This is a genomic window from Pseudomonas sp. 273, from assembly GCF_029201425.1.
In the GTDB taxonomy this organism is placed as follows: Bacteria; Pseudomonadota; Gammaproteobacteria; order Pseudomonadales; family Pseudomonadaceae; genus Pseudomonas; species Pseudomonas delhiensis.
Genome location: NZ_CP116775.1, coordinates 4,374,204 through 4,396,564 on the forward strand (window position 1 = coordinate 4,374,204; position 22,361 = coordinate 4,396,564).

Here is a 22,361-nt window from a genome sequence, read left to right on the forward strand (position 1 = left end):
GCCTCCCTGGCTGATCAGTGGCAGATTGACACCTCAGACCGCCGCCCCGGCAAAAGTTCCAGGACCGATACACGAAATCCTAACCGTATCGCCAGGAACAACCCACATCCCGGCATCTTCGCCCTTTCTGCTAGAATACCCGCCCCTTCACCGATCCCGCGCCGTGCCGGCCCCCGCCGCCGTGGCCGAAGCCCGTACCCAGCATGCCGCAAGACGCCCGCCCGCAACGCCCCGAGCCCTCCCGCCGCTTCTCCGTGGCGCCGATGATGGACTGGACTGACCGCCATTGCAGATTCTTCCTGCGCCAACTGTCGAGCCATGCCCTGCTCTATACCGAAATGGTCACCACCGGGGCCCTGCTGCACGGCGATGCCGCGCGCTTCCTGCGCCACGACCAATGCGAGCACCCGCTGGCCCTGCAACTGGGCGGCAGCGTGCCGGCGGAGCTGGCGGCGGCCGCGCGGCTGGCCGAGGCGGCCGGCTACGACGAGGTGAACCTGAACGTCGGCTGCCCCAGCGACCGGGTGCAGCACAACATGATCGGCGCCTGCCTGATGGCCCACCCGGCGCTGGTTGCCGAGTGCGTCCGGGCCATGCGCGAGGCCGTTTCGATCCCGGTCACGGTCAAGCACCGCATCGGCATCAACGGCCGCGACAGCTACGCCGAGCTGTGCGACTTCATCGGCCAGGTGCGCGAGGCCGGCTGCCACAGCTTCACCGTGCATGCGCGCATCGCCATTCTCGAAGGCCTGTCGCCCAAGGAGAACCGCGAGGTCCCACCGCTGCGCTACGAGGTGGCGGCGCAGCTCAAGCGGGATTTCCCGGACCTGGAGATCGTCCTCAACGGCGGCATCAAGACCCTGGAGGAATGCCAGGCGCACCTGCGCACCTTCGACGGCGTGATGCTCGGCCGCGAGGCCTACCACAACCCCTACCTGCTGGCCCAGGTGGATGCCGCGCTGTACGGCACCACGGCTCCGGCCATCAGCCGCGCCGAGGCGCTGTCGCGGATGCGACCGTACATCGAGCGGCACATCGCCGAGGGCGGCGCCATGCACCATGTGACGCGCCACGTGCTCGGCCTCGGCCAGGGTTTCCCCGGCGCCCGGCGCTTCCGCCAGCTGCTTTCGGTGGACGTGCACAAGGCCGCCGATCCGCTTCGGGTGCTCGACCAGGCCGTCGAACTTCTGGCCGGCCGCTAGGTCCCGTTGAGCGCCGTCCGGGCCTCGGGTAAGGTCATGGCATCGCCACCGGAAGAGTTGCCATGACCTCCAAGCTGGAACAACTGAAGCAGTACACCACTGTCGTCGCCGATACTGGCGATTTCGACGCCATTGCCCGCCTGAAGCCGGTGGATGCCACCACCAACCCTTCCCTGCTGCTCAAGGCCGCCGCCCTGCCCCGCTACGCCGAGCACCTGGCCCGCGCCACCGCGGCCAGCGGCGGTGACGCGGGCCTTGCCTGCGACCGCTTCGCCGTGGCGGTGGGCAAGGACATCCTCGGGGTGATCCCCGGGCGGATCTCCACCGAGGTCGACGCCCGCCTGTCCTTCGCCACCGAGGACACCCTGGCCCGCGCCCGCCGGCTGATCGACCTGTACGACGAACAGGGCATCGGCAAGGACCGCGTGCTGATCAAGATCGCCGCCACCTGGGAAGGCATCCGCGCCGCCGAGCAGCTGGAGCGCGACGGCATCCAGACCAACCTGACGCTGCTGTTCTCCTTCGCCCAGGCCGCCGCCTGCGCCGACGCCGGGGTGTTCCTCATCTCGCCCTTCGTCGGCCGCATCTACGACTGGTACAAGAAGGCCAACGCCCGCGACTACGTCGGCGCCGAGGACCCGGGCGTGCAGTCGGTGTCGCGCATCTACCGCTACTACAAGGCCAACGGCTACCGCACCGTGGTGATGGGCGCGAGCTTCCGCAACCTGGGGCAGATCGAGCAACTGGCCGGCTGCGACCGCCTGACCATCAGCCCGGAACTGCTGCAGCAGCTGGCCGACGCCCAGGGCGAGCTGCCCCGCGCGCTGCAGCCCGGCGAGGGCGAGGCGCGCCAGGTGCTCGACGAGAGCGCCTTCCGCTGGCAGCTGAACGAGGACGCCATGGCCACCGAGAAGCTGGCCGAAGGCATCCGCCTGTTCGCCCGCGACCAGGAAAAGCTGGAAGCCCTGCTCGGCGGCCGCTAGAAACGGCGCGCAGCAAGACCAACCGGCGCCCCAGGGCGCCGGTTTGCGTTCTATCGACGGGCTCCGGCGGATCAGTGGTGCTCGAGGGCACTCACCAGGTCGTGGAAGGCTTCACGGTTGGACTCGTTCAGGCCCATGAGGATGCGGTGGGCCTCCAGCACCTTGCTGCGCACCACTTCCTCGGACTGGTCCTGGGGCGGCAGGTCGGTGAGGCAATCCGTGCAGGGGATGGGCCGGTCGACGATGTTGAACACCTGGTCGAAGCCCATGGACTGCAGCAACCGGGTGATGTCCGGGTTGGTGGTCACCAGGGTCGGCAACAGCCCCACCTTCTGCCGCGAGAGGATGGACAGCTTGGCCAGCAGGCCCAGGGTGGTGCTGTCGATGCTCTGGGTTTCCGTGAGATCGATGATGATCGCCGTGAAATTCAACGCGGCGAAGATTTTTTCAATGGTGGCATCCAGCGCCGAACACAGGGTCAGTCGGACTTCGCCCACGAACTTCAGGACGAATGAGCCATCCTGCTCGGCGAACTGGATTTTACCGGTACTCATGCAAGGTTCCTGCTCAACACCAGCAAGGCGATATCATCCGGCATCTCGGACAACTTGGCCAGCCCGAAGACCTGGCGCAGGCCGTCCAGCGTCCCGCCGGCGGCGACGACCTGCTCGGGCAGGGCCGTCTCCTTTTCTTTCAATGTAGCCCCGGGCAGCACGTCCAGTATGCCGTCGGAGAACAACGACAGGCTGAAGGACCTGGGCAGGTCCATGGTCCGGTCGTCGTAGGTGGCGTCCTCGAACAGGCCCACGGGCAGGCCGCGGCCCTCGAGGTAGCGTGCTTCGCCGTCGACATAGAGTACCGGCAGCGGCAGGTGGCCGCCGATGCTGTAGGTCAGGCGATCGGTTTCCAGGTCGATCACCCCGCCGAGCATGGTCACGTGCTTGCCCAGCCTGGTGTTGATCAACCCGCGGTTGATGTGCCCGAGCACCTCCGAAGGCTTGAACTCGGGCAGCGTGCCCGCCCGCCGCGACTCGTAGAGCAGGCGGGTGGTCATGAACTTCAGCAGCACCGTGACGAAGGCCGAGGACGCGCCATGGCCGGAGACGTCGGCGAGGTAGAAGCCGATGCGCCGCTCGTCGACGCGGAAGTAGTCGACGAAGTCGCCGGACAGGTACAGCGACGGGATGATCTGGTGGGCGAACTTCAGGCCCTCGGCTTCCCAGGGCGTCACCGGCAGCATGTTCATCTGCACCTGGCGCCCGGCGTTCTGGTCTTCCTGCAGCAGGTTCAGGCTGGCCTGCAGCTCGCGGTTGGCGGTTTCCAGCTTCTCCCGGTAGCGGCGGTTCTCCGCACGCAGGTAGGCGCGGTCCAGGGCGCGGCGCACCGAGTGCTCCAGCACCGCCAGGTCTTCCAGGGGCTTGATCAGGTAGTCCGCGGCGCCCAGGCGCAGGGCCTCGACCACGTCGCTCATCACCCCGGCCCCGGAGAGCACGATGACCGGCGTTTCCACCGCCATCTCGCTGACCCGGCGGATCAGCTCCAGGCCGTCCATCTGCGGCATGCGCAGGTCACAGATGACCAGGTCGGGCAGTTCGTGCTGGAAGACCTGCAGGCCCTGCTGGCCGTTGGTCGCCTGCAGGACTTTGAAACCGCTGTCTTCCAGGTAGGCGGCGAGGCTTTCGCGAACGGCCTCGTCGTCGTCGATGATCAGCAGCGTGGCACTGGGTTTGTGCATGGGTTATCCAGGCAAACGGCGCCGGAGGTGGTGGATGTGGGCGCGCATGGCTATGAAAACGGCGCGGGTCGGGTGCGACAAGGCGCAGACACTACTCCCATCCGCCCGAGGGTTCAAGACGGCGGCTCGGCGCGCTTGCGGCAGCCCCGGGGCGGATGGGTGGCGAGTGTGTCAGAAGTCGTCTTCGACCTGGCCGTCCTTGACCTTGAACTCGCGGTTCTGCAGGTAGGCGTTGCGGATGAAGGTGTACTTGTCGCCGGAAATCAGCTTCTCGGACTTCAGCAGGTTGGCGCGGGTGTCCACCACGTCCACGGCGCGGAGGCTGTTGCGCACCGACACGTCGTCGATGTACGGGTACATGCCGGTGTAGGCGTCCGGGATCTTCGACGGCGCATCGCGCAGGGTGCTCGGGCCCAGCAGCGGCAGCATCACGTACGGGCCGCTGCCCAGGCCCCAGTAGCCGAGGGTCTGGCCGAAGTCCTCGTCGTTGCGCTGCAGGCCCATGCGGGTGGCCACGTCGATGAAGCCGGCCAGGCCGAAGGTGGTGTTGAACAGCAGTCGGCTGGTGTCGACCCCGGCGTGCTCGAGCTTGCCCTGCAGCAGGTCGTTGACCAGGTTGCGCACGTCGCCGATGTTGCTGAAGAAGTTGTGGACGCCGTCCTGCACGAAGTTCGGCGTCACCTTCTGGTAGCCCTGCGCCAGCGGTTTCAGCGCATAGGTGTCGAGGGTGTCGTTGAACACGAAGATCGGGCGGTTGACGCTCTCCCAGGGGTCGTCCTCGCTCGCGGCCTGGGCCAGGAAGGGAAGCATGACCAGGCCGGCTCCGGCCAGCAGGCGAGCGGTGCGCTGCATCCATTTGACGCCGTGTGGGCGCATCGGGTTTCTCCTTTGAAAGTCTCATGAGGCCGCCGCCGCGGCCTCGAACCGCTGCGCAGTATATAGTTCCAGATTCGATTTGCAGACATCGGATTGTTTCTAACGCCTTCGCCCCCGGAGCACGGCCGGAAGCGCCGCCCTCCCCTTACGATAGCCAAGAGCCAGCTTTTGTGCCGATGCGATTCGCTTGTCGACTGCGTTGGAAGGTCCTTCGTAGGATCGAGGGGGACGCCTAGTTCTTGCTCGCGAATGGAGTTTCCCGGTGGCTGGGGTGTTGGGGGTAAGAGCACCCTCTCCCCAACCCTCTCCCTGAAGGGAGAGGGGCTGTCCTGAGCGATATGTCAGTCAGGCGCCATCCTCCCACCCTCGTCATTCCCGCGAACGCGGGAACCCAGAGACTTTTGGGTTTGGGCTCGGTGTAGCGCGCCGCTCCGAGTGCGTTGATGTCTCTTGTTTCGCCCCCTCGGGCGAGTCACTTCTTTCAAACGCCAAAGAAGTAACCAAGAAGGCTTGCCCCGCATACGGGCCCGATGAAGCCGGGCTACCCTCGCGAATTCCCCCGCCACGGAGGCCCGCCCCGACAGCACGTCCCTGTGCTGATCGGGGCTCTCGCGACATCCATGTCGCATGACCTCCTGAGCGCCGGTTTCGCTCGGCCTTCTGAAGGGGCGTTCCGGTGCGCTCGGTTGTTTCTCTGGAAGTCCAAACGCCAGAGCAAAAGCGCTTTTGCTTTTCGTAGGAGCGAGCTTGCTCGCGAACCCTGACTCCGTCCCCTCCCTAACCCTCCCCCGCAAGCGGGAGAGGGGACCGTCCGGCGTGAAGCGGAATCACGAAGCTCCCGGCCTCCTCGTAGGGCGCATAACGCCTACGGCGTTATCCGCCGAATCGCGGACAGAGTCCGCTCCTACGGTTCCAGGAAGCACGGGCGTAGGAGCGGACTCCGTCCGCGATTGGATTCACCGGCCATGCCGGACGCCCCGGTGGCACGGACGGCGGCGGATAACCGCGAACGGTCATTCGCCCTACGGCTGGGCAGGGTCGTAGAAGCAACCACTGTTCGCGAGCAAGAACTAGGCGTCCCCCTCGCACCTACGAGAAGCCGTGCTCGCCTCCCCGCGCCCGCGAGTCAGTCCGGATAGCAGGCCTGGATGACGATCTCCAGGGCATCCGGGCGCCAGAACTCCCGGTCCAGCTCCACCACCCGCCCGCCCTCGGCGTAGCTCAGGCGCTCCAGGTACAGCCCCGGCGCGCCCGGCGCCAGTTGCAGCGGCGCGGCCTGGTCCGCGCCCAGGGCGCAGGGGTGCATGGCCAGCTCGCAGCGCTGCGGGCGCTTGCCGAAGCGCTCGCGCAGCACTTGCGTGAGGGAGCCGTCCAGGTCCTCCTCCAGCAACCCCGGGCACCAGGCCGCGTCCAGCAGGATGCGCTCCAGCAGCACCGGGCGCTGGTCGATCCAGCGCCGCCGCTCGATGGCGAACAGCAAGGCGCCCTCCTCCAGGCCCATGCGCCGGGCGGTCGGCGCGTCGGCGGCGCACTCGCGGCAGCTCAGGGTTTCGGTGCGCGGCTGGCGGCCCTGGGCGGCGACGTATTCCATGAAGCCCTGGGTGCGGGTGGGGTTGTAGCGCACCCGAGGCGGCGCGACGAACCAGCCGCGGCGGTTCTCGCGGTACAGCAGGCCCTCGGTCTCCAGCTGCTGCAGGGCCTCGCGCAGGGTCACCCGGGTGCAGCCGAAGCGCTCGGCCAGCTCGCGCTCGCCCGGCAGCTTCGCGGCCAGGCCGCCCTGGCGGATGTCCGTGGCCAGCTGGTCGCGGATGCGCAGGTAATGCAGGGGTCGTTCGGCCGCCATGGTGGGCTCTCCAGCGAAAGGCGCGCCATTATAAAGGCAGCGGGTACGCGCGCAGGCCGGCTTCACCGGATCGTCACAATGGGCGTCTAGTCTGGCCTAGACCATCGTCCAGACCACCGCGCCATGCCCGCCTCGACATCCGCCGACCTACCCCGCTTCACCTCCCTGCTCTTCGGACTCGCCGGCGACCTGGTGGACTTCGGCGCCCGCACCCTGCCCCTCGCCCTGCAGCAGAGCTGCCCGGAGTGCCCGCAGGAGCGCCTCGCCGAAGCCGCCACCCTGGCCCCGCACCAGGCCCTGGGCCACGTGCTCGGCCGCCTGCCCAGCACCGAGGAGATAGCGCGCTTCCGCAAGCGCCTGGCGGAAGCCGCCGACGCCCATGCCGAACCCATCGCCGAAGCCCTGCCAGCCCTCCAGCAACTGAACCGCCAGGGCGTACCCTGCGCCTGGCTGGAGGAGCTGCCGGAGCCGGCCAGCGAACGCCTGGCCGCCGCCCTCGACGGCGCCCTGGACAACGGCATCGCCCACGCCGGCCGCCCCTGGCCGGCGCCGGACGCCTGCTGGCGCGCGCTGATGGAACTGGGCACGCCGCAGCTGGACGGCTGCGTGCTGGTCAGCAGCCAGCCGCGCCTGCTCCAGGCCGGCCTCAACGCCGGGCTGTGGACCATCGGCCTGGCCGCCAGCGGCCCGTTGTGCGGCCTCTCGGTGCGCGACTGGGAGGCGCTGGACAGCCCCCGGCGCGACCTGCGCCGCGCCCAGGCGACCTTCGGCCTGTACCGCCTGGGCGTGCACTCGGTCATCGACCACCTGGGCGAGCTGGATTCCTGCCTGCTGGACATCGCCAGCCGCCGCGCCAAAGGAGAAAAACCATGAACCGCGCCCGCCACGCCTTCCTCGACGAGCTGGCCGAACGCTTCGCCAGCCACGGCGCCGAGCCCTACGGCGAATCCGTGAGCCAGGCCGAGCACGCCCTGCAGTGCGCCACCCTGGCCGAACGCGCCGGCTGTTCCGACAGCCTGGTGATCGCCGCCCTGCTGCACGACATCGGCCACCTCTACGAGAACCCCGACGAGATCGAGGCCTGCGACCTGCGCCACGAGGAAGTCGGCGCCAACCTGCTGCGCGCCCTGCTACCCGAGGCGGTGTGGCAACCGATCCGCCTGCACGTGGCCGCCAAGCGCTACCTGTGCGCGGTGGACGCGGCCTACCACGCCGGCCTGTCGCCGGCTTCGCGGCACAGCCTGGCGCTGCAGGGCGGGCCCTTCGACGAGCGCGGCGCCAGCGCCTTCCTCAGCATCCCCTACGCCCAGGACGCCGTCACCCTGCGGCGCCTGGACGACCTCGGCAAGGACCCGGCCATGCGCACCCCGGAGCTGGCGCACTTCTTCCCGCTGCTGGAACGCCTGCTGCGCATTGACGGGCATCAGACACGGTTGCGTCCGGCGAGTTAAGCTGTGTGGCATGGAGATGGATTTTTCGCCGCCGTGCGGCAGTCCATCCTGGGTAGCCACCGCAGAAGGAAACCACCATGCCCACACGTCAACTGCATGAAGAACTGCAGCGACTGCGCGACCAACTGGAACAGCAGCCGCCGCTGAGCGAAGAACAGCGCGCCGAGTTGCAGACACTGATCCAGGACATCGAACTGCAACTGGCCAACGAGGAAGCGCTGGCCGACGAAAGCCTGCTGGACGGCGTCAACCTCGCGGTGGAGCGCTTCGAGGTCAGCCACCCGACCCTCGCCGGCACCCTGCGCTCGATCATGCAGAGCCTGGCCAACATGGGCATCTGACCCCTTCTCCCGGCGGCCCGCCCCTCCCGGCGCGGGCCGCATCGCCTTTACCAGAGCGGCAATGTGTAACTAATGATGACGCGGGTTTCGTCCACGTCGTTGCCGAAGTCGCTGCGGAAGCTGCCGTTGCGCACCTTGAAGCCCAGGTTCTTCAGCGGCCCGCCCTGCACCACGTAGCCGATGTCGGTGTCGCGCTCCCATTCCTTGCCATTGCCCTGGCCGTTCAGCAGGTCGATGTTGTCGCCGCGCAGGTAGCGCGTCATGAAGGTCAGCCCCGGCAGGCCGATGGCGGCGAAGTCGTAGTCGTAGCGCAGCTGCCAGGAACGCTCGTCCTTGTTGGCGAAGTCGCCGATCTGCACGAAGTTGGTCAGGTAGGGGTCGGTGCCGGACAGATAGGCGTAGCCGGTGTCGCCGGACATGCGCTGGTAGCCCAGTCCGAAGCCGTGGCCGCCCAGGCGGTAGGTGAACAACGCGTTGAGCGCGCGGTTGTCGACGTTGCTGCCACCCTCGTCGGTGGAGCGCGCCCAGCGGATGTCGGACTTCAGCGACTGGTCCTTGGCAATCGGCAGCAGGTGCACCAGGCCCAGGTAGTGCTGGCGGTAGAAGTCCTCCAGGTTGCCGTAGTGGTAGCTGGTGCTCAGGTTGTCGCTCCAGCGGTAGGTGCCGCCGGCTAGGTTGAAGCGGTCGCTGGTGGTGTGCCGCCCGGGCAGGATGTTGCGCTTGTTGCCGCGGGTGATGCTCATGTCCTCGGCGTTGCTCGAATCACGCTGCTTCACCTGGCGCAGCTGGCCGAGCTGCATGGCCAGGCCGTCGATCTCGCCAATTTCCGCCAGGCCGCCCTGGAAGGTCTGCGGGTGCAGGCGGGTGTCGTTGTACTGCACCACCGGCAGCTTGGGTGTCAGGGTGCCGACCTTCAGGGTGCTCTTCGAGGCGCGCAGCTTGGCGGTCAGGCCCAGGTCGGAATAGTCGTCGGCGGCGCGGCGGTCGCTGGCCGAGTACGGCAGCAGGCCGGAGCCGGAGCGGTCGGGGCTGGAGTCCAGTTTCAGCCCGAGCAGGCCCAGGGCATCGACGCCCACGCCGACGGTGCCGTCGGTATAGCCGGATTCGTAGCGCAGCAGGAAGCCCTGTGCCCATTCCTCCGAATACGACTGGCTGGCGCCGGACTGGCGGTAGTCGCGGTTGAAGTAGAAGTTGCGCAGCTCCAGGCTGGCCTTGCTGTCGCCGATGAAGTCGGCCTGGGCGAACAACGGCAGGCAGGCGGCGGCCGAGGCCAGCGCCCGTGCGGGAAGATTTTTCATTGTTGTTGTCTCTTCGTTCGGATGAGGTGAAGCGGCGCCCTCCTGCGGCGCCGCGTGGGGAGTCGCGGTCAGTCGCCGAGCATGCCCTCCAGGCGTTGGCGCACCAGGGCGCGGGCCTGCTCGACGATGCCGCGCAGCAGCTCAGCGCAGCCCGGCTCATCAAAGATCAGGCCCTGGACCATGCCCGCCGACCAGATGCCCAGGTCGGTGTCGCCCTGCTCGTACACGGTGCGCCCGCGCTGGCCGCTGACCAGCGCGGCAATGTCGGCGTAGGTGGCCCCGCCGCGCGCCTCGATCGCCCGCACCTCCTGGCTCACCGCGTTGCGCGCCACCCGCGCGGTGTTGCGCAGGCTGCGCATGATGAGGTCGGTGGAGCGCTCGTCGGCGGCGCGGATGGCCGCCTTCACCTGCGGGTGGATCGGGCATTCGCGGGTGCTGAGGAAGCGCGTGCCCATGTTGATGGCGTCCGCCCCCAGCGCCAGCGCCGCCACCAGCCCGCGGCCGTCGGCGAAGCCGCCGGAGGCGATGATCGGCACCCGCAGGCGGTTGGCCGCCACGGGGATCAGCACCAGCCCGGGGATGTCGTCCTCCCCCGGGTGGCCGGCGCACTCGAAGCCGTCGATGGACACCGCGTCCACGCCCAGCTGCTCGGCCTTGAGCGCGTGGCGCAGCGAGGTGCACTTGTGGATCACCTTGACGCCGTGGCGGCGCAGCTCGGCGATGTGCTCGCCGGGGTTGTTGCCGGCGGTCTCGACGACGCCGATGCCGGCCTCGACGATCACCGCGCGGTACTCGGCGTAGGGCACCTGCTTCTGCGTCGGCAGCAGCGTCAGGTTGACGCCGAAGGGCCTGTCGGTCAGCTCGCGGCAGCGGGCGATCTCGCCGGCCAGCGCTTCCGGCGTCGGCTGCGTCAGCGCCGACAGCGTGGCCAGGCCGCCGGCGTTGGCCACCGCCGCGGCCAGCTCGGCGCGCCCCACCCACTGCATGCCGCCCTGCATGATCGGGTGCTCGACGCCGAAGGTCTCGGTGAAACGGGTCTTGAACACGCTCATGGCTGGCCCCCGCGGCTCAGATCGGGTCCCAGGAGAACACGTCCGGGCTGCGCGCCAGGTCCATGAAGCTGCCGCGCAAGGCCGGCATGCCGTGCTCGGCGATGCTCTGCGGGGTCCAGCCGTGCTCGCTGTGCACGCTGCGCAGCGGGCGGCTCTGGCTCATCAGGAACAGCTCGTGGTTGCGCGCGGCGAACACCTGGCCGTTGACCTCGCGGGCGGCGTCGGAGGCCAGGTACACGGCCAGGGGCGCGTTCTTCTCCGGGGTCATGCGCTGCAGCTTTTCCACCCGCGCCTTCTGCTCCGGGGTCTGGGCCGGGATGGAGTCGGTCATGCGGCTCCAGGCGAAGGGCGCGATGCAGTTGGAGCGCACGTTGTAGCGCTGCATGTCGAGGGCGATGGACTTGGACAGGGCGACGATGCCCAGCTTGGCCGCCGAGTAGTTGGCCTGGCCGAAGTTGCCGATCAGCCCCGAGGTGCTGGTCATGTGCACGAAGGCGCCGCTGCCCTGCTCGCGGAAGCGCTCGGCGGCGGCGCGGCTGACGAAGAAGCTGCCGTTGAGGTGGACGTTGATCACCGACAGCCAATCCTCGGCGCTCATCTTGTGGAAGATGGCGTCGCGCAGGATGCCGGCGTTGTTGACCACGATGTCGAGCCGGCCGAAGGCGTCCAGGGCGCTGGCGACGATGCGCCGGGCGCTGTCCCAGTCCGCCACGCTGTCGGTGTTGATCGCCCCCTCGCCGCCGCGCTGGCGGATCAGCCCGAGGGTCTCCTCGGCCGGAGAGGCGGAGCCACCCTCGCCACCCAGGGACACGCCGATGTCGTTGATCAGCACCTTCGCCCCGCTGTCGGCCAGGGCCAGGGCGATCTCGCGGCCGATGCCGCCACCGGCGCCGGTGACGATCGCTACCTTGCCTTCGTTGAGTCGTTCGGTCATCGCACTTTCCTCTCGTATGGATTCGCTGGGCGGCCCGGCGACGGCCGGGCCGCGCGGGGTTCAGCCCGGCAGGCCGAGCAGGCTCTTGGCCAGGATGTTGCGCTGGATCTCGTTGGTGCCGCCGTAGATGGTGGTGGGCCGCGACTGGATGAAGATGCCCGCCGGGTGCAGCTCGGGGTCGTCGGCGAAGGGCTGCAGCAGCGCCGAGTCGGGACCGGCGATCTCCAGGCCCAGCTCGCTGATGCGCTGGTACAGCTCGGACTGGTGGATCTTCAGCATCGACACGTCCGGCCCCAGGCTCTCGCCGCGCCGCAGGCGCTCGGCGAAGCGCTCGTACAGCGCCTTGTGGCAGTCCAGGTCCATGCTCAGCGCGGCGAAGCGCTGGGCGAACGCCGGGTCGTCCCACAGCCCCTGGTGGCGGGCCAGGCGCACCAGGCGTTCGAGGGCGAAGGTGGCCTGCTTGGGCGAGCCGAGGAAGATGCGCTCGAAGCCCAGCAGCGCCTTGGCCATGCTCCAGCCCTGGTTGACCTCGCCCACCAGGTGGTCGGCCGGCACCCGCACCTCGTTGAAGAACACCTCGCAGAATTCGCCCTGCAGCTCCAGGTTGAGGATCGGCCGCACCTCCACGCCGGGGCTGTCCATGGGCACCAGCAGGAAGCTGATGCCCTGCTGCGGTTTGCCGCCGCGCTCGGTGCGCGCCAGCACGAAGATCCAGTTGGCCTCGCTGCCCATGGTGGTCCAGGTCTTCTGGCCATTGATCACCCAGTGACCGTCCCGCAGCACCGCCTCGGTGCGCAGGCTGGCCAGGTCGGAGCCGGCGTTGGGCTCGCTGTAGCCCTGGCACCAGATGTCCTCGCCGCTGAGGATGCGCGGCAGGAAGCGCCGGCGCTGGGCGTCGCTGCCGTAGCGGATGAGCAGCGGGCCGAGCATGGTGATGCCGCTGTCGGGCAGGCGCGCGCAGCCGTAGCCTTCCATCTCCTCGATCATGATCAGCTGCTTGCCGGCGCTCAGGCCCATGCCGCCGTATTCCACCGGCCAGCCGGGGCACAGCCAGCCCTGGCGCGACAGCGCCTGGTACCACTCCCAGGTGTCGTCGCGGCCCAGGCGGTGGGCCGGGTTGCGGATGCGTTGCGGGTAGTTGGCGGCGATCCAGTCGCGCACCACCAGGCGGAATTCGCCATCGCCCAGGGCGTTGTAGTCGGTCATCTCAGTGTCCTTCGAAGTGGGGGGTGCGCTTGGCCAGGAAGGCCGCCTTGCCTTCGGCATGGTCGGCGCTGAGGAACAGCTGGCTCTGCAGCTCGCCCTCGCGCTCCAGCAGCAGGTCCAGGCCCTCGGCCAGCAGGGCCTTGGTCATGGCCAGCGGCAACGGCGCCTGCTGCTCGACCAGGGCCGCGCGCCGCAGCGCCGTCTCCAGGGCCGCGCCGGGGGCGCAGAGCTGGTCCACCAGGCCGATGCGCAGCGCCTCCTGCGCTTCCAGTACCTCGCCGAACATCAGCAGTTGCCGCGCGCGGCCGTGGCCGATGCGTGCCGGCAGGCTGTGCAGCAGGCCCAGGTCGGCGAGCAGGCCGACCTTGCCGAAGCCGGCGGCGAAGCGCGCCGTGGCGCCGCACACCAGGCTGTCGCAGGCCAGGGCGATGGACAGCCCGGCGCCCACCGCCCAGCCCTCGATGGCGGCCACCAGCGGCTTGCCCATGCGCACCATCTGCCGCACCAGGCGGGCGTTGGCCTGCATCCGCGCGCGGCCGGCGCCGAGGGTTTCCACGCGCATGTCGCCCAGGTCACCGCCGGCGCAGAACACTTCCGCGCTGCCGGTGAGCACCACGCTGCGCACGGCGGCGTCGCGCTCGGCCTCTTCCAGGGCGCCCAGCAGTTCCATGCGCAGCGCCGGCGACAGGGCGTTGCGCCGCGCCGGGTTGTTGAAGCGCAGCAGGCGCACGCTGCCGTGGGTCTCTTGCAGCAGGAGCTCGCTCATCAGGCCACCTCCCCGTGCAGCAGGGCGATGTAGCGCGCGCGGTGGAAGGCCAGCGAACCCTGGGCGTTGAGCAGCACCATGGCGCGGCGCAGGAACAGGCCGATGTCGGCCTCGTCGGTGTAGCCGATGCCGCCGTGCAGCTGGATCGCCTGGCGGGTGACCAGCAGCGCCGCCTCGGCGGCGCGCACCTTGGCGGTGGACACCAGGCGCCGCACCTGGTCGGTTGGCGCGCCGGCGTCGATGGCCGCGGCGGCCTCGGCGACCATGGCGCGGGCCAGTTCGATCTGGATCTTCAGGTCGACCATGCGGTGCTGCAGGGCCTGGAAGCTGCCGATGGCGCGGCCGAACTGGCTGCGCACGCCGAGGTACTCGCGGGTGCGCTCGAAGGCGGCGTCCATCGCCCCCACCAGGTAGGCGGCGCAGGCCAGCGCGGCTTCGTCCAGGGCCGGCGGCGGCGTCTGCAGCAGGCGCGCCGGGGTGCCGTCGAAACGCAGGCGCGCCAGGTGGCCGCCGTCCTGGGTCGGCTCGCTGCGCAGCTCCAGGCCCTCGGCGTAGCTTTCCACCAGCGCCAGGCCCTGGTCGCAGGCCACCAGCCAGGCGTCGGCGGCGGCGCCCAGGTGGACCTGGGCGACCTCGCCGCGCAGCGCGCCATCGCGCCACAGCGGCCGCGCGGCGGCGCCCTCGTAGCCGATGCCGGCCGGCAGGATCAGCCGCTCCCCGGCCAGCAGCGCGTCGCGCTCGGCCTGCGGCAGCAGCGGCGCCACCAGGCTGGCCTCGATCAGCGGCTCGGGCAGCAGGCCGCGGCCCAGTTCCTCCAGCAGCGCGGCGTACTCGGCCATGCCCAGGCCGCTGCCGCCCTGCGCCTCGGCCAGGCGCAGGCCCGGCCAGCCCATGGCGCAGACCTCGGCCCAGGCCGCGCGGTCCACCCCCGGCGCCTGGAAGCGCTGGCGGCGCACGCGGTTCAGGTCGCCATCGCGCGGCATCAGGGAGGCGGCGCTGTCGCGAATCAGCCGCAGGCGCTCCTCGCGCTCGCCGGCCATCTCGGTGTTCTCGGTCATCTCGTCATTCTCGTGTCGGTTGAACGGCTCCGGCCTGGGCGGGCCGGTACTTGAAGCTGCCGGTGGCGGTGGCGACCAGCTCGCCCGCCTCGTCGCGGATCTCCGCGGCGCAGAAGCACAGGGTGCGGGTACGTCGCAGCACCCGGCCGACGGCGTTCAGCTCGCCGCGGGTGCTGCCCATGAAGTGCGTGGCCATGTCGATGGTGACCATCGAGCAGCCCGGCGAGCAGATGCGGATGGCCCCGGCCATGGCGGCGTCGAGCACGCTCATCAGCACGCCGCCGTGGAAGTGCTCGAGGTAGTTCATCAGCTCCGGGCGGTGCCTCAGGCGGATGCGCGCCACCTCGCCCTCGGCCCAGCGCTCCAGGCCGAGGAACTCCTGGAAGGTGAAGCGGCCGGTGGGAAACACGCTCGCGGGCTCGGCCGGGGCGGCCGCCAGGGTCGAATCGTTCATCGCAGGGGCTCCGTCATGGGTTCAGGCCTTGAGCGGCCGCGGCTCGGCGGCGTCGGCGGCGTCGGCGCTCGCCGGGGCGGGCCCGGGCGTGGCGTCGGCATCGCTCGCCGCGCGGTTCGGGTCGTACAGGCGGTCGGGGATGAACAGCGCCGGGATCAGGCCGGTGATCACGTAGGTGATGCCCATCACCAGGAAGCCGGCGCCGATGGAGACGTGCGAGGCCAGCAGGCCGATGGCCGCCGGCGCCACCGCCGCGCCGACGCGGCCGAGGTTGTAGGCGGTGCCCACGGCGGCGCCGCGCACCCGGGTGGAGAAGCTCTCGGTCATGTAGGTGGCCAGCACGCCCACCGGCACGCCGTAGATGAAGCCGAACAGCGCGAGGATCCAGACGATGTTGTCCGGCGTGTGCCAGAACACGATCAGCGGCATGAAGATGGCGCTGCCGATGGCGCCAGCGGCGAAGGTGGCGCGGCGGCCGAAGTAGTCCGAGGCCATCCCGGCGACCACCTTGCCGAGGATCATCGCGGTGTAGGTGCCGACCATGTAGCCGGTCATGGACTTGAAGTTCATGCCCAGCTCGCTTTCCAGGTACGAGGGCATCCAGTTGTTGGTGCCGTAGTAGCCGAACAGCAGGAAGCACGAGGTCAGCGCCCAGAGCAGGAACATGCGGCGCGTGGCCGGCTCGCCCAACAGGCCGCCACCGGCGGCGGGTGCGGCGCGCACGCCGGCCGGTTGCTGGCGGCGCTGGGCCTGGGCCGCCAGCCAGGACGGCGACTCCGGCACCCAGGGCCGCAGCGCCAGGCAGACCAGCGCCGGGGCCAGGGCGGTGAAGAACAGCGCGCGCCAGCCGAAGTCGGGGATGATCTGCCCGGCGAGGATGGTCGCCACCAGGTAGCCCACGGTCCAGCCGGCCTGCATGGTCGCCAGGATGGTGGTGCGGTACTTCGAGGTGACGAACTCGGACATCAGGATGTTGCAGGCGACGAACAGCGAGCCCAGGCCCAGGGAGGACAGGAAGCGGATCAGCGCGAACTGCCAGTAGTTGTGGGTCATGCCCAGCAGCGCGGTGCCGACCGAGAAGATCACGATGGTCCAGGTCACCACCCGCACCCGGCCGAAGCGGTCGCAGCACCAGCCGCCGTAGATGCCGCCGATGGCCATGCCGGCCAGGGTGATGCTGCCCAGCGAGCCGGCCTCGAAGTTGCTCAGGCCGAACTCGGCCTTGAGGCTGTTCAGGCTGTAGGCGAGGAACATCAGGTCGACGCCGTCGGCGAGCAGCCCGAGGAAGCAGAAGAAGAAAGCGATGACCAGCGTACGCCGGGAAAACACGGGGCCCTGGGGAGGGCTCAGGGATGCGTTCATTGTTCTTGTTCTCGCAGGTGGGTTGAGGTGGGGTCGCGCCGTGCCGCCCGGGTCAGTTGCCGGCCTCCGGGGTCAGGCGCACGCGGCCGTTGTCCAGCACCACCACATCGCGCTCGACCACGCGGGTGCGGAAGGAGCCGTCGTTCCAGATTTCCGTGCGCAGGGTCTCGCCCGGGAACACCGGCGCGGAGAAGCGCACCTGCAGTTGCCCGAAACGCTCGGCGCGGTAGTCGGCGAAGCCGCGCAGCAGGGCGTGGAAGGCCACGCCCAGGGTGCACAGGCCATGCAGGATCGGCCTGGGGAAACCGCCGCGCGCCGCGGCCGCCGGGCTGGCGTGGATCGGGTTGTCGTCGCCGTTGAGGCGGTAGTACAGGGCCTGCTCCGGGCGCGTCGGCAGGTCGATGGCCAGGTCCGGCGCGCGCTCGGGCAGGCGGTGCGGCTGGCTCGACGACCGGCCGTCGCCGCCGAAGCCGCCGTCGCCGCGCAGGAAGGTGGTGCCGCGGGCGATGGCCAGCACCGCGCCGCTGGCGGCATCGCTCAGCACCTTCTCGCTGTACAGCAGCGCGCCCTTGCCGGCGCCCTTGTCCACCAGGCCGGTGACGCGGGTGCGGCCGACCACCTCGCCTTCCGGCGGCAGCGGCCTGAGCCATTCCACGCTCTGCTCGCCATGCACCAGGCGCAGGGCGTCGACGCCGGTGTCCGGATTGCCCAGCCAGAAACCGGGGTGGCCCAGCACCACCGCCATGCACGGCAGCGCCTGGATATCGCGGTTGGCGTCGACGAAGGCCAGTTGGTGCTCGTCCATCGGGTCGGCGCCCAGGCCCACGGACAGCGCGTAGAAGGCGCTGTCCTCGCGGCTGTAGCGCTGGCGCACCTCGGGGATGCGGTAGTTCAGCAGGTGCTCAGGATTCAGCGCCATGGGCCACCTCCTCGACTTCCAGCACCGCGTCGGCGGCCCAGGCGCCCTGCCCCTCGGGCATGGCGAACACCGGGTTGAGGTCCACCGAGCGCAACCGCGGGCCGGCCTGGGCGGCGAACCGCGAGAGCCGCGAGAGCACCTGCGCCAGCGCCTTCACGTCGGTCACCGGGCGGCCGCGGGCGCCGAGCAGCAGGGGCGCGCCCTTGATGCTGCGGATCATCGCCTCGGCTTCCGCGGCGTCGAACGGGCAGCGGCGGAACACCACGTCCTTGAGCACCTCGACGAAGATGCCGCCGAGGCCGAACACAGCCACCGGGCCGAACTGCGGGTCGCGCTGGATGCCCATGAAGCACTCCACGCCGCCCTGCAGCTGGCGCGCCACCAGCACGCCATCGATACGCGCCGCGGGCGCGTGTTCGGCGGCGCGGCGCAGCAGCAGGTCGAAGCCCTCGCGTACGGCCTCGGCGCTGTCCACGCCCAGCAGCACGCCGCCGATCTCGGATTTGTGCAGGATGTCCGCCGAGGCGATCTTCAGCACCACCGGGTAGCCGATCGATTCGGCGAAGGCCACCGCGTCCGCGGCGTTGCCCAGCACCCGCTCCGGCGCCGACTCGATGCCGACACGGGCCAGCAGTTGCTTGGCCTCCGCCTCGCCGGGGGTCTGCGCCGGCAGCTCCACGCCGCCGGGCGCCGGCACCTGGCGCAACGGCCGGGCGAAGGCCTCGCCGAGCCGGCCCATGGCCTGGATGGCGTACACCGCGCGGGTGGGATCCTCGAACAGGGCGAAGCCGGCCTTCTCGTAGGGCGCCAGTTCCTCGCCCTCGCCCATCACCGAGACCACGAACAGGCGCTCCGGGTGGTCCGCCTTGATGCGGGCGAACTGCTCGGCCAGGCGCGGGCCAATGGACGCGGCGGTGCCGGCCTGGGTGAAGAAGGCGATCAGCGAGCGGTAGCCGCCGTCCACCACCATGGATTCGGTGAAGTCGTGCACCAGGCTCAGGTCGTTCAGCGCCTGGGCGGTGCAGTCCACCGGGTTGATCGGCGAGGCGAACGACAGCCGCTGCTTCAGCCGCGCCTGGGCCGCCTCGGGCATGGACGGCATGGGCAGGCCGACCTCTTCGGCGGCGTCGCTGACGATGATGCCGGCGCCGCCGCTGACGGTGATCATCCCCAGGCTGTTGTTCACCGGGTAGATGCGCTGGGTGGCGAGGTAGGCGATGTCCATCAGCTCCTCGGTGTTGCGCGCGCGGACCACGGCGTAGTCGGCCAGCACCGCGTCCAGCACCTTGTCGTCGCCGGCCAGCGAGGCGGTGTGGGACATGGCCGCGCGGCCGCCCAGCTCGCTGCGCCCGACCTTGTGCAGGATCACCGGCTTGCCGGCGCGGTGGGCGGCCGCCAGGGCGGCGAGGAAGCTGTCGACGTTGCGGATGGACTCGGCGTAGGCCATGACCACGTCGACCTCCGGCGACTCCACCAGCCAGCCGATGGCGTCGCCCAGGGTGACGTCGGCCTCGTTGCCGGTGGCCACGCAGATCGGCGTGCCCAGCCCGCGCTGCCGCGCCAGCCCCAGCAGGTGCGCGCCATAGGCACCGGACTGGGTGGCGATGCCGACGCGCCCGGCCAGCGGCGTGCCGCGTTCCAGGCTGGTGGAGAAGAAGGCGTAGTAGCCCAGGTTGGCGTTGAACACGCCCAGGGCGTTGGGCCCCAGCAGGCGCATGTTCGCCGCGCGGGCGGCCTCGACCAGGGCCTCCTGCATCTGCTCGCCCTCGCCGCCCACCTCGCTGAAGCCGGAGGAGAACACGATGGCGCTGCGCGCGCCCTTGCGGCCCAGGGCCCGGATGGTCTCCAGCACCTGCGGCGCCGGCAGCGCGACTATGGCCACGTCGGGCGCCTCGGGCAGCGCCTCGACGCTGGCGAAGGCCGGCAGGCCCTGGATCTCGCTGCGGTTGGGGTTGACCGGGAGGATGCGCCCGCCGAAGCCGTTGCGCAGCATGTAGGCGATGGGCCGGCCGCCGATGCGGTGCGGGTCGCTGGAGGCGCCGACCACGGCCACGGAACGGGGTTGCAGCAGGGGCGTGAGGCTGGCGAAGCGCGAGGCGCCGCCGGGGTGTTGCGCGTGACTCACTGACATGACGTTTCCACCTGAACTGTTGACGGTTGCCGGACCGACCGTCCCGGCGCAAGGGCGAGCGCGTCCACGGCAGGCTGCCGAAGCGGCCACCGCTGGGGCGTCGAACCCGGGCTTCAGAGCACCGACTGGGTGCCGAGCAGGGCCGTGACCTGGCTGGACAGGGTGCCGCCGTTGCCGTGCAGCAGGGCGACGTCGGCCTTGCGCAACTGGCGTTCGCCGGCCTGGCGGCGCAACTGCGTCACCGCCTCGATGATCAGGAACATGCCGTACATGCCCGGATGCACGCAGGACAGCCCGCCGCCATTGGTGTTCACCGCCAGCTCGCCGCCGGGGGCGATGCGCCCGCCCTCGACGAAACGCCCGCCCTCGCCCTTCGGGCAGAAGCCGAGGTCTTCGAGGAACAGCAGGGTGTTGATGGTGAAGGCGTCGTAGAGCATCACCAGGTCGATGTCGGCGTGGCTCACCCCGGCCATCGCCATGGCCCGCGGGCCGCTTTCCGAGGCGGCGGTGACGGTCAGGTCGGGCATGGCGACGATGGAGCGGTGCCACTGCGCGCCAGCGGCGCCGAGGAAGTACACCGGTGCGTTGGGCAGGTCGCGGGCGCGGTCGGCGCGGACCAGCACGCAGGCGCCGCCGCCGTCGGTGACCAGGCAGCAGTCGGCCTTGCTCAGCGGGTCGCTGACCATGCGCGCGGCGAGCACGTCCTCGATGCCCAGCGGGCCGCGGGCGAAGGCCTCGGGGTTGAGGTTGGCCCAGCCCCGCGCGGCCACCGCCACTTCCGCCAGCTGCGCGCGGGTGGTGCCGTACTGGTGCATGTGCCGGCTGGCGGCCAGGGCATAGGCGGTGATGGGGTGGCGCGGCCTGTAGGGCGTCTCGTGCCACTGCGGCTCGCTCATCGACACCAGCTTGCCGCCGGCGGTGCGCTGGTTGGAGCCGTAGCAGATCAGCGCCGCGTCGCACAGCCCGGCCTCCAGGGCCAGGGTGGCCTGCAGCAGGTGCAGTTCGAAGCTGGAGCCGCCGATGTTGGTGCCGTCGACGAATTTCGGACGGATGCCCAGGTATTCGCACACCGACAGTGTCGGGAAGGCATGGGAACTGGTGGCGGCGAACACCGCGTCTATGTCCGCCAGCTTCAGCCCGGCGTCGGCGATGGCCTTCACCGAGGCCTGGCCGAGCAGTTCGATGGCGCTGTGGCCGGGGGCCTCGCCGATGCCGGCGCTGCCGATGCCGACGATGGCGGTCTTGCCGCGCAGGACCTGGCTCATGGCTGCACCTCCGCCAGGGGTTGGAACACCACCACGGGTGCGCCTTCCTGTTCGACGATGCGCGCCTTCAGGCGGGTGCCGATGGGCAGTTCGAGGTGGCCCTCGATGCGCGACATCATGCGCACGCCCTCGTCCAGGTCGACCAGGGCGACGTTGTAGTCGCCGCCGCGGGCGCGGTTGACGGTGATCGCATAAAGAGTGCCCAGGCCGCAGGCCGGGACCCATTCCAGGTCCGTCTCGCCGCTGCCGGGCACCAGGTTGCGCGGGTAGAACACGTGCCGCCCGCTGGAACGGCTGCGCTGCAGCATGAAGCGGCCCTCGGCGAGGAAGGCGAGATACTGGGCCTCGGGGCCCGGAACGACGCACTCGGGGAGATCTGCCACGTAGGTCCTCCTTTGTTCTTGTTCGACCTTTGCTGCAAAGTGCAGCGACGTGGACGCACAGCCGGCGGTTTCAAGGCAGCCGTTGTGCGCTCCGTGAAGCCAGCATATATTCACCCCAGTGAATGTCAATCCCAATAGTGAATATGAAAAACAAAGAAACCGTACCGGAAGCCAATACGAAGAGCTCCAGCACCAAGGACGTAGGGGCCGTGGTGAACGCTATTCAGATCCTCCGCCACCTGGCCCACGCCGAAGCCCCCGAAGGCGTGGCCGCCATCGCCCGCGCCACCGGCATCAGCCCCAGCAGCGCCTTCAACATCCTGCGCACGCTGCACAACGAGCAGCTGGCCTCGTTCGACAACGAGACCAAGACCTACCAGCTGGGCCTGGGCCTGTCGGAACTGGCGGTGAGCTTCATCGGCCGCAGCTACGCCGACCTGATCCAGCCGGAACTGGAGCGCCTGAGCCTCAACCACAACATCCTGGTGGCGCTGTGGCAGGTCACCGACGACGCGCACATCCGCGTGGTCGCCCGCGCCGCGCCGCCCATCGCCCACGTCAACGTCGCGCTCGGCACGCGCCTGCCGGAGCTGGTGGGCGCCGCCGGGCGCTGCATCGCCGGCCTCCGCCAGCTACCGGCGGACGAGCTGCGCCGGCGCCTGTCGCGGGTGCGCTGGGAGAACCCGCCGAGCTTCGAGCAGTTCCAGGCCGACGCCGCCGAGGCCCTGGCGCGCGGCTGGAGCATGGACCGCGACCACCTGTACCGCGGCGTGAGCATGGTCGCCAGCGCCGTCACCGACCACGACCACCAGCCGCGCTTCGTCATTTCCGCCATCGGCATCAGCGCCCAGCACCGCCAGGAGGAACTGGAAGGCATCGGCATCAACCTGCACGACACCGCCCGCTTCGTCGGCCGCGCCCTGTTCCCCAGGGCGGGGGTCGAAAGGCGTAGAATCAGAATGCCATTCAGTATTTGGAAAGGTATTCCCGGTTTTCGTAGGGCGCATAACGCCTATGGCGTTATCCGCCGTTACCGTCGGCACCGGCGCTCCGGACAACGGCGGATAACCGCGAACGGTTATCCGCCCTACGACCGTGCGTC

General features: G+C 69.8%; 21 protein-coding genes and 1 pseudogene. 6 read left to right on the plus strand and 16 right to left on the minus strand.

Annotated elements, in window-relative coordinates:
* Window positions 1-203 precede the first annotated feature (203 nt).
* A complete protein-coding gene (gene dusA, locus PKO50_RS19870) occupies window positions 204-1,202 on the plus strand; it encodes a tRNA dihydrouridine(20/20a) synthase DusA (RefSeq protein WP_275627009.1) in 999 nt (332 codons plus the stop codon).
* 62 nt (window positions 1,203-1,264) lie between these two features.
* The gene (gene tal / locus PKO50_RS19875) at window positions 1,265-2,185 is read left to right on the plus strand and encodes a transaldolase (protein WP_275627010.1); all 921 of its coding nucleotides are present in this window, start codon (window positions 1,265-1,267) and stop codon (window positions 2,183-2,185) included.
* 71 nt (window positions 2,186-2,256) lie between these two features.
* Here tal and rssC read toward each other — a convergent pair whose 3' ends face one another.
* The 4 genes from rssC to PKO50_RS19895 all read right to left on the minus strand — a co-directional run bounded on the left by rssC (window position 2,257) and on the right by PKO50_RS19895 (window position 6,639).
* Window positions 2,257-2,739, minus strand: a complete 483-nt coding sequence (gene rssC / locus PKO50_RS19880; protein WP_043266908.1) for an anti-sigma factor antagonist RssC — start codon at window positions 2,737-2,739, stop codon at window positions 2,257-2,259.
* Window positions 2,736-3,920, minus strand: a complete 1,185-nt coding sequence (rssB, locus tag PKO50_RS19885; RefSeq protein WP_275627011.1) for a two-component system response regulator RssB — start codon at window positions 3,918-3,920, stop codon at window positions 2,736-2,738. The genes rssC and rssB overlap by 4 nt, the downstream gene beginning before the upstream one ends.
* Before the next feature lie 171 nt (window positions 3,921-4,091).
* Window positions 4,092-4,796 (minus strand): VacJ family lipoprotein, encoded by a 705-nt coding sequence (locus tag PKO50_RS19890; RefSeq protein WP_109935017.1) that lies wholly within the window; start codon window positions 4,794-4,796, stop codon window positions 4,092-4,094.
* Between the two features lie 1,126 nt (window positions 4,797-5,922).
* Window positions 5,923-6,639, minus strand: coding sequence for a UTRA domain-containing protein (locus PKO50_RS19895; RefSeq protein ID WP_275627012.1), 717 nt, complete (start codon window positions 6,637-6,639; stop codon window positions 5,923-5,925).
* Between the two features lie 123 nt (window positions 6,640-6,762).
* On the opposite strand from PKO50_RS19895, the gene PKO50_RS19900 reads away from it, so the two are divergent.
* The 3 genes from PKO50_RS19900 (at window position 6,763) to PKO50_RS19910 (ending at window position 8,431) form a co-directional block, all read left to right on the plus strand.
* Complete coding sequence (locus PKO50_RS19900; protein ID WP_275627013.1) at window positions 6,763-7,512, plus strand: HAD family phosphatase; 750 nt, start codon at window positions 6,763-6,765, stop codon at window positions 7,510-7,512.
* On the plus strand, window positions 7,509-8,090 hold the full coding sequence (locus PKO50_RS19905; RefSeq protein WP_275627014.1) for a phosphonate degradation HD-domain oxygenase: 582 nt from the start codon (window positions 7,509-7,511) through the stop codon (window positions 8,088-8,090). The genes PKO50_RS19900 and PKO50_RS19905 overlap by 4 nt, the downstream gene beginning before the upstream one ends.
* 77 nt (window positions 8,091-8,167) lie before the next feature.
* Window positions 8,168-8,431 carry a DUF4404 family protein gene (locus tag PKO50_RS19910; RefSeq protein WP_275627015.1) on the plus strand — a complete coding sequence of 88 codons (264 nt, stop codon included), beginning with the start codon at window positions 8,168-8,170 and terminating at the stop codon, window positions 8,429-8,431.
* Window positions 8,432-8,478: 47 nt separating this feature from the next.
* Here PKO50_RS19910 and PKO50_RS19915 read toward each other — a convergent pair whose 3' ends face one another.
* The 12 genes from PKO50_RS19915 to PKO50_RS19970 all read right to left on the minus strand — a co-directional run bounded on the left by PKO50_RS19915 (window position 8,479) and on the right by PKO50_RS19970 (window position 21,259).
* On the minus strand, window positions 8,479-9,729 hold the full coding sequence (locus PKO50_RS19915; RefSeq protein ID WP_275627016.1) for an OprD family porin: 1,251 nt from the start codon (window positions 9,727-9,729) through the stop codon (window positions 8,479-8,481).
* 68 nt (window positions 9,730-9,797) lie between these two features.
* Entirely contained in the window at window positions 9,798-10,781 is a 984-nt protein-coding gene (locus tag PKO50_RS19920; RefSeq protein ID WP_275627017.1) for an NADH:ubiquinone reductase, read from the minus strand.
* A gap of 16 nt (window positions 10,782-10,797) precedes the next feature.
* Window positions 10,798-11,715: an SDR family NAD(P)-dependent oxidoreductase gene (locus tag PKO50_RS19925; protein WP_109936822.1), complete on the minus strand. Its 918-nt coding sequence runs from the start codon at window positions 11,713-11,715 to the stop codon at window positions 10,798-10,800.
* 60 nt (window positions 11,716-11,775) lie between these two features.
* Window positions 11,776-12,921 carry an acyl-CoA dehydrogenase family protein gene (locus PKO50_RS19930; RefSeq protein ID WP_275627018.1) on the minus strand — a complete coding sequence of 382 codons (1,146 nt, stop codon included), beginning with the start codon at window positions 12,919-12,921 and terminating at the stop codon, window positions 11,776-11,778.
* A gap of 1 nt (window position 12,922) precedes the next feature.
* Window positions 12,923-13,687 carry an enoyl-CoA hydratase/isomerase family protein gene (locus PKO50_RS19935; RefSeq protein WP_275627019.1) on the minus strand — a complete coding sequence of 255 codons (765 nt, stop codon included), beginning with the start codon at window positions 13,685-13,687 and terminating at the stop codon, window positions 12,923-12,925.
* Complete coding sequence (locus tag PKO50_RS19940; protein WP_275627020.1) at window positions 13,687-14,745, minus strand: acyl-CoA dehydrogenase family protein; 1,059 nt, start codon at window positions 14,743-14,745, stop codon at window positions 13,687-13,689. Before PKO50_RS19940 ends, PKO50_RS19935 begins: the two co-directional genes overlap by 1 nt.
* Window positions 14,746-14,749: 4 nt before the next feature.
* On the minus strand, window positions 14,750-15,199 hold the full coding sequence (locus tag PKO50_RS19945; protein ID WP_109936826.1) for a PaaI family thioesterase: 450 nt from the start codon (window positions 15,197-15,199) through the stop codon (window positions 14,750-14,752).
* 21 nt (window positions 15,200-15,220) lie between these two features.
* Entirely contained in the window at window positions 15,221-16,561 is a 1,341-nt protein-coding gene (locus tag PKO50_RS19950) for an MFS transporter (protein ID WP_275627021.1), read from the minus strand.
* Window positions 16,562-16,613: 52 nt separating this feature from the next.
* Window positions 16,614-17,480 (minus strand): MaoC/PaaZ C-terminal domain-containing protein, encoded by an 867-nt coding sequence (locus PKO50_RS19955; protein ID WP_275627022.1) that lies wholly within the window; start codon window positions 17,478-17,480, stop codon window positions 16,614-16,616.
* Window positions 17,464-19,611, minus strand: coding sequence for an acetate--CoA ligase family protein (locus tag PKO50_RS19960; RefSeq protein WP_275627023.1), 2,148 nt, complete (start codon window positions 19,609-19,611; stop codon window positions 17,464-17,466). The genes PKO50_RS19955 and PKO50_RS19960 overlap by 17 nt, the downstream gene beginning before the upstream one ends.
* Window positions 19,612-19,724: 113 nt before the next feature.
* Window positions 19,725-20,876 (minus strand): thiolase, encoded by a 1,152-nt coding sequence (locus PKO50_RS19965; protein WP_275627024.1) that lies wholly within the window; start codon window positions 20,874-20,876, stop codon window positions 19,725-19,727.
* Window positions 20,873-21,259: an OB-fold domain-containing protein gene (locus PKO50_RS19970; protein WP_109936830.1), complete on the minus strand. Its 387-nt coding sequence runs from the start codon at window positions 21,257-21,259 to the stop codon at window positions 20,873-20,875. The genes PKO50_RS19965 and PKO50_RS19970 overlap by 4 nt, the downstream gene beginning before the upstream one ends.
* A gap of 143 nt (window positions 21,260-21,402) precedes the next feature.
* Here PKO50_RS19970 and PKO50_RS19975 point away from each other — a divergent pair.
* Window positions 21,403-22,191, plus strand: a pseudogene (locus PKO50_RS19975) (IclR family transcriptional regulator); the annotation flags it as partial.
* Window positions 22,192-22,361 lie beyond the last annotated feature (170 nt).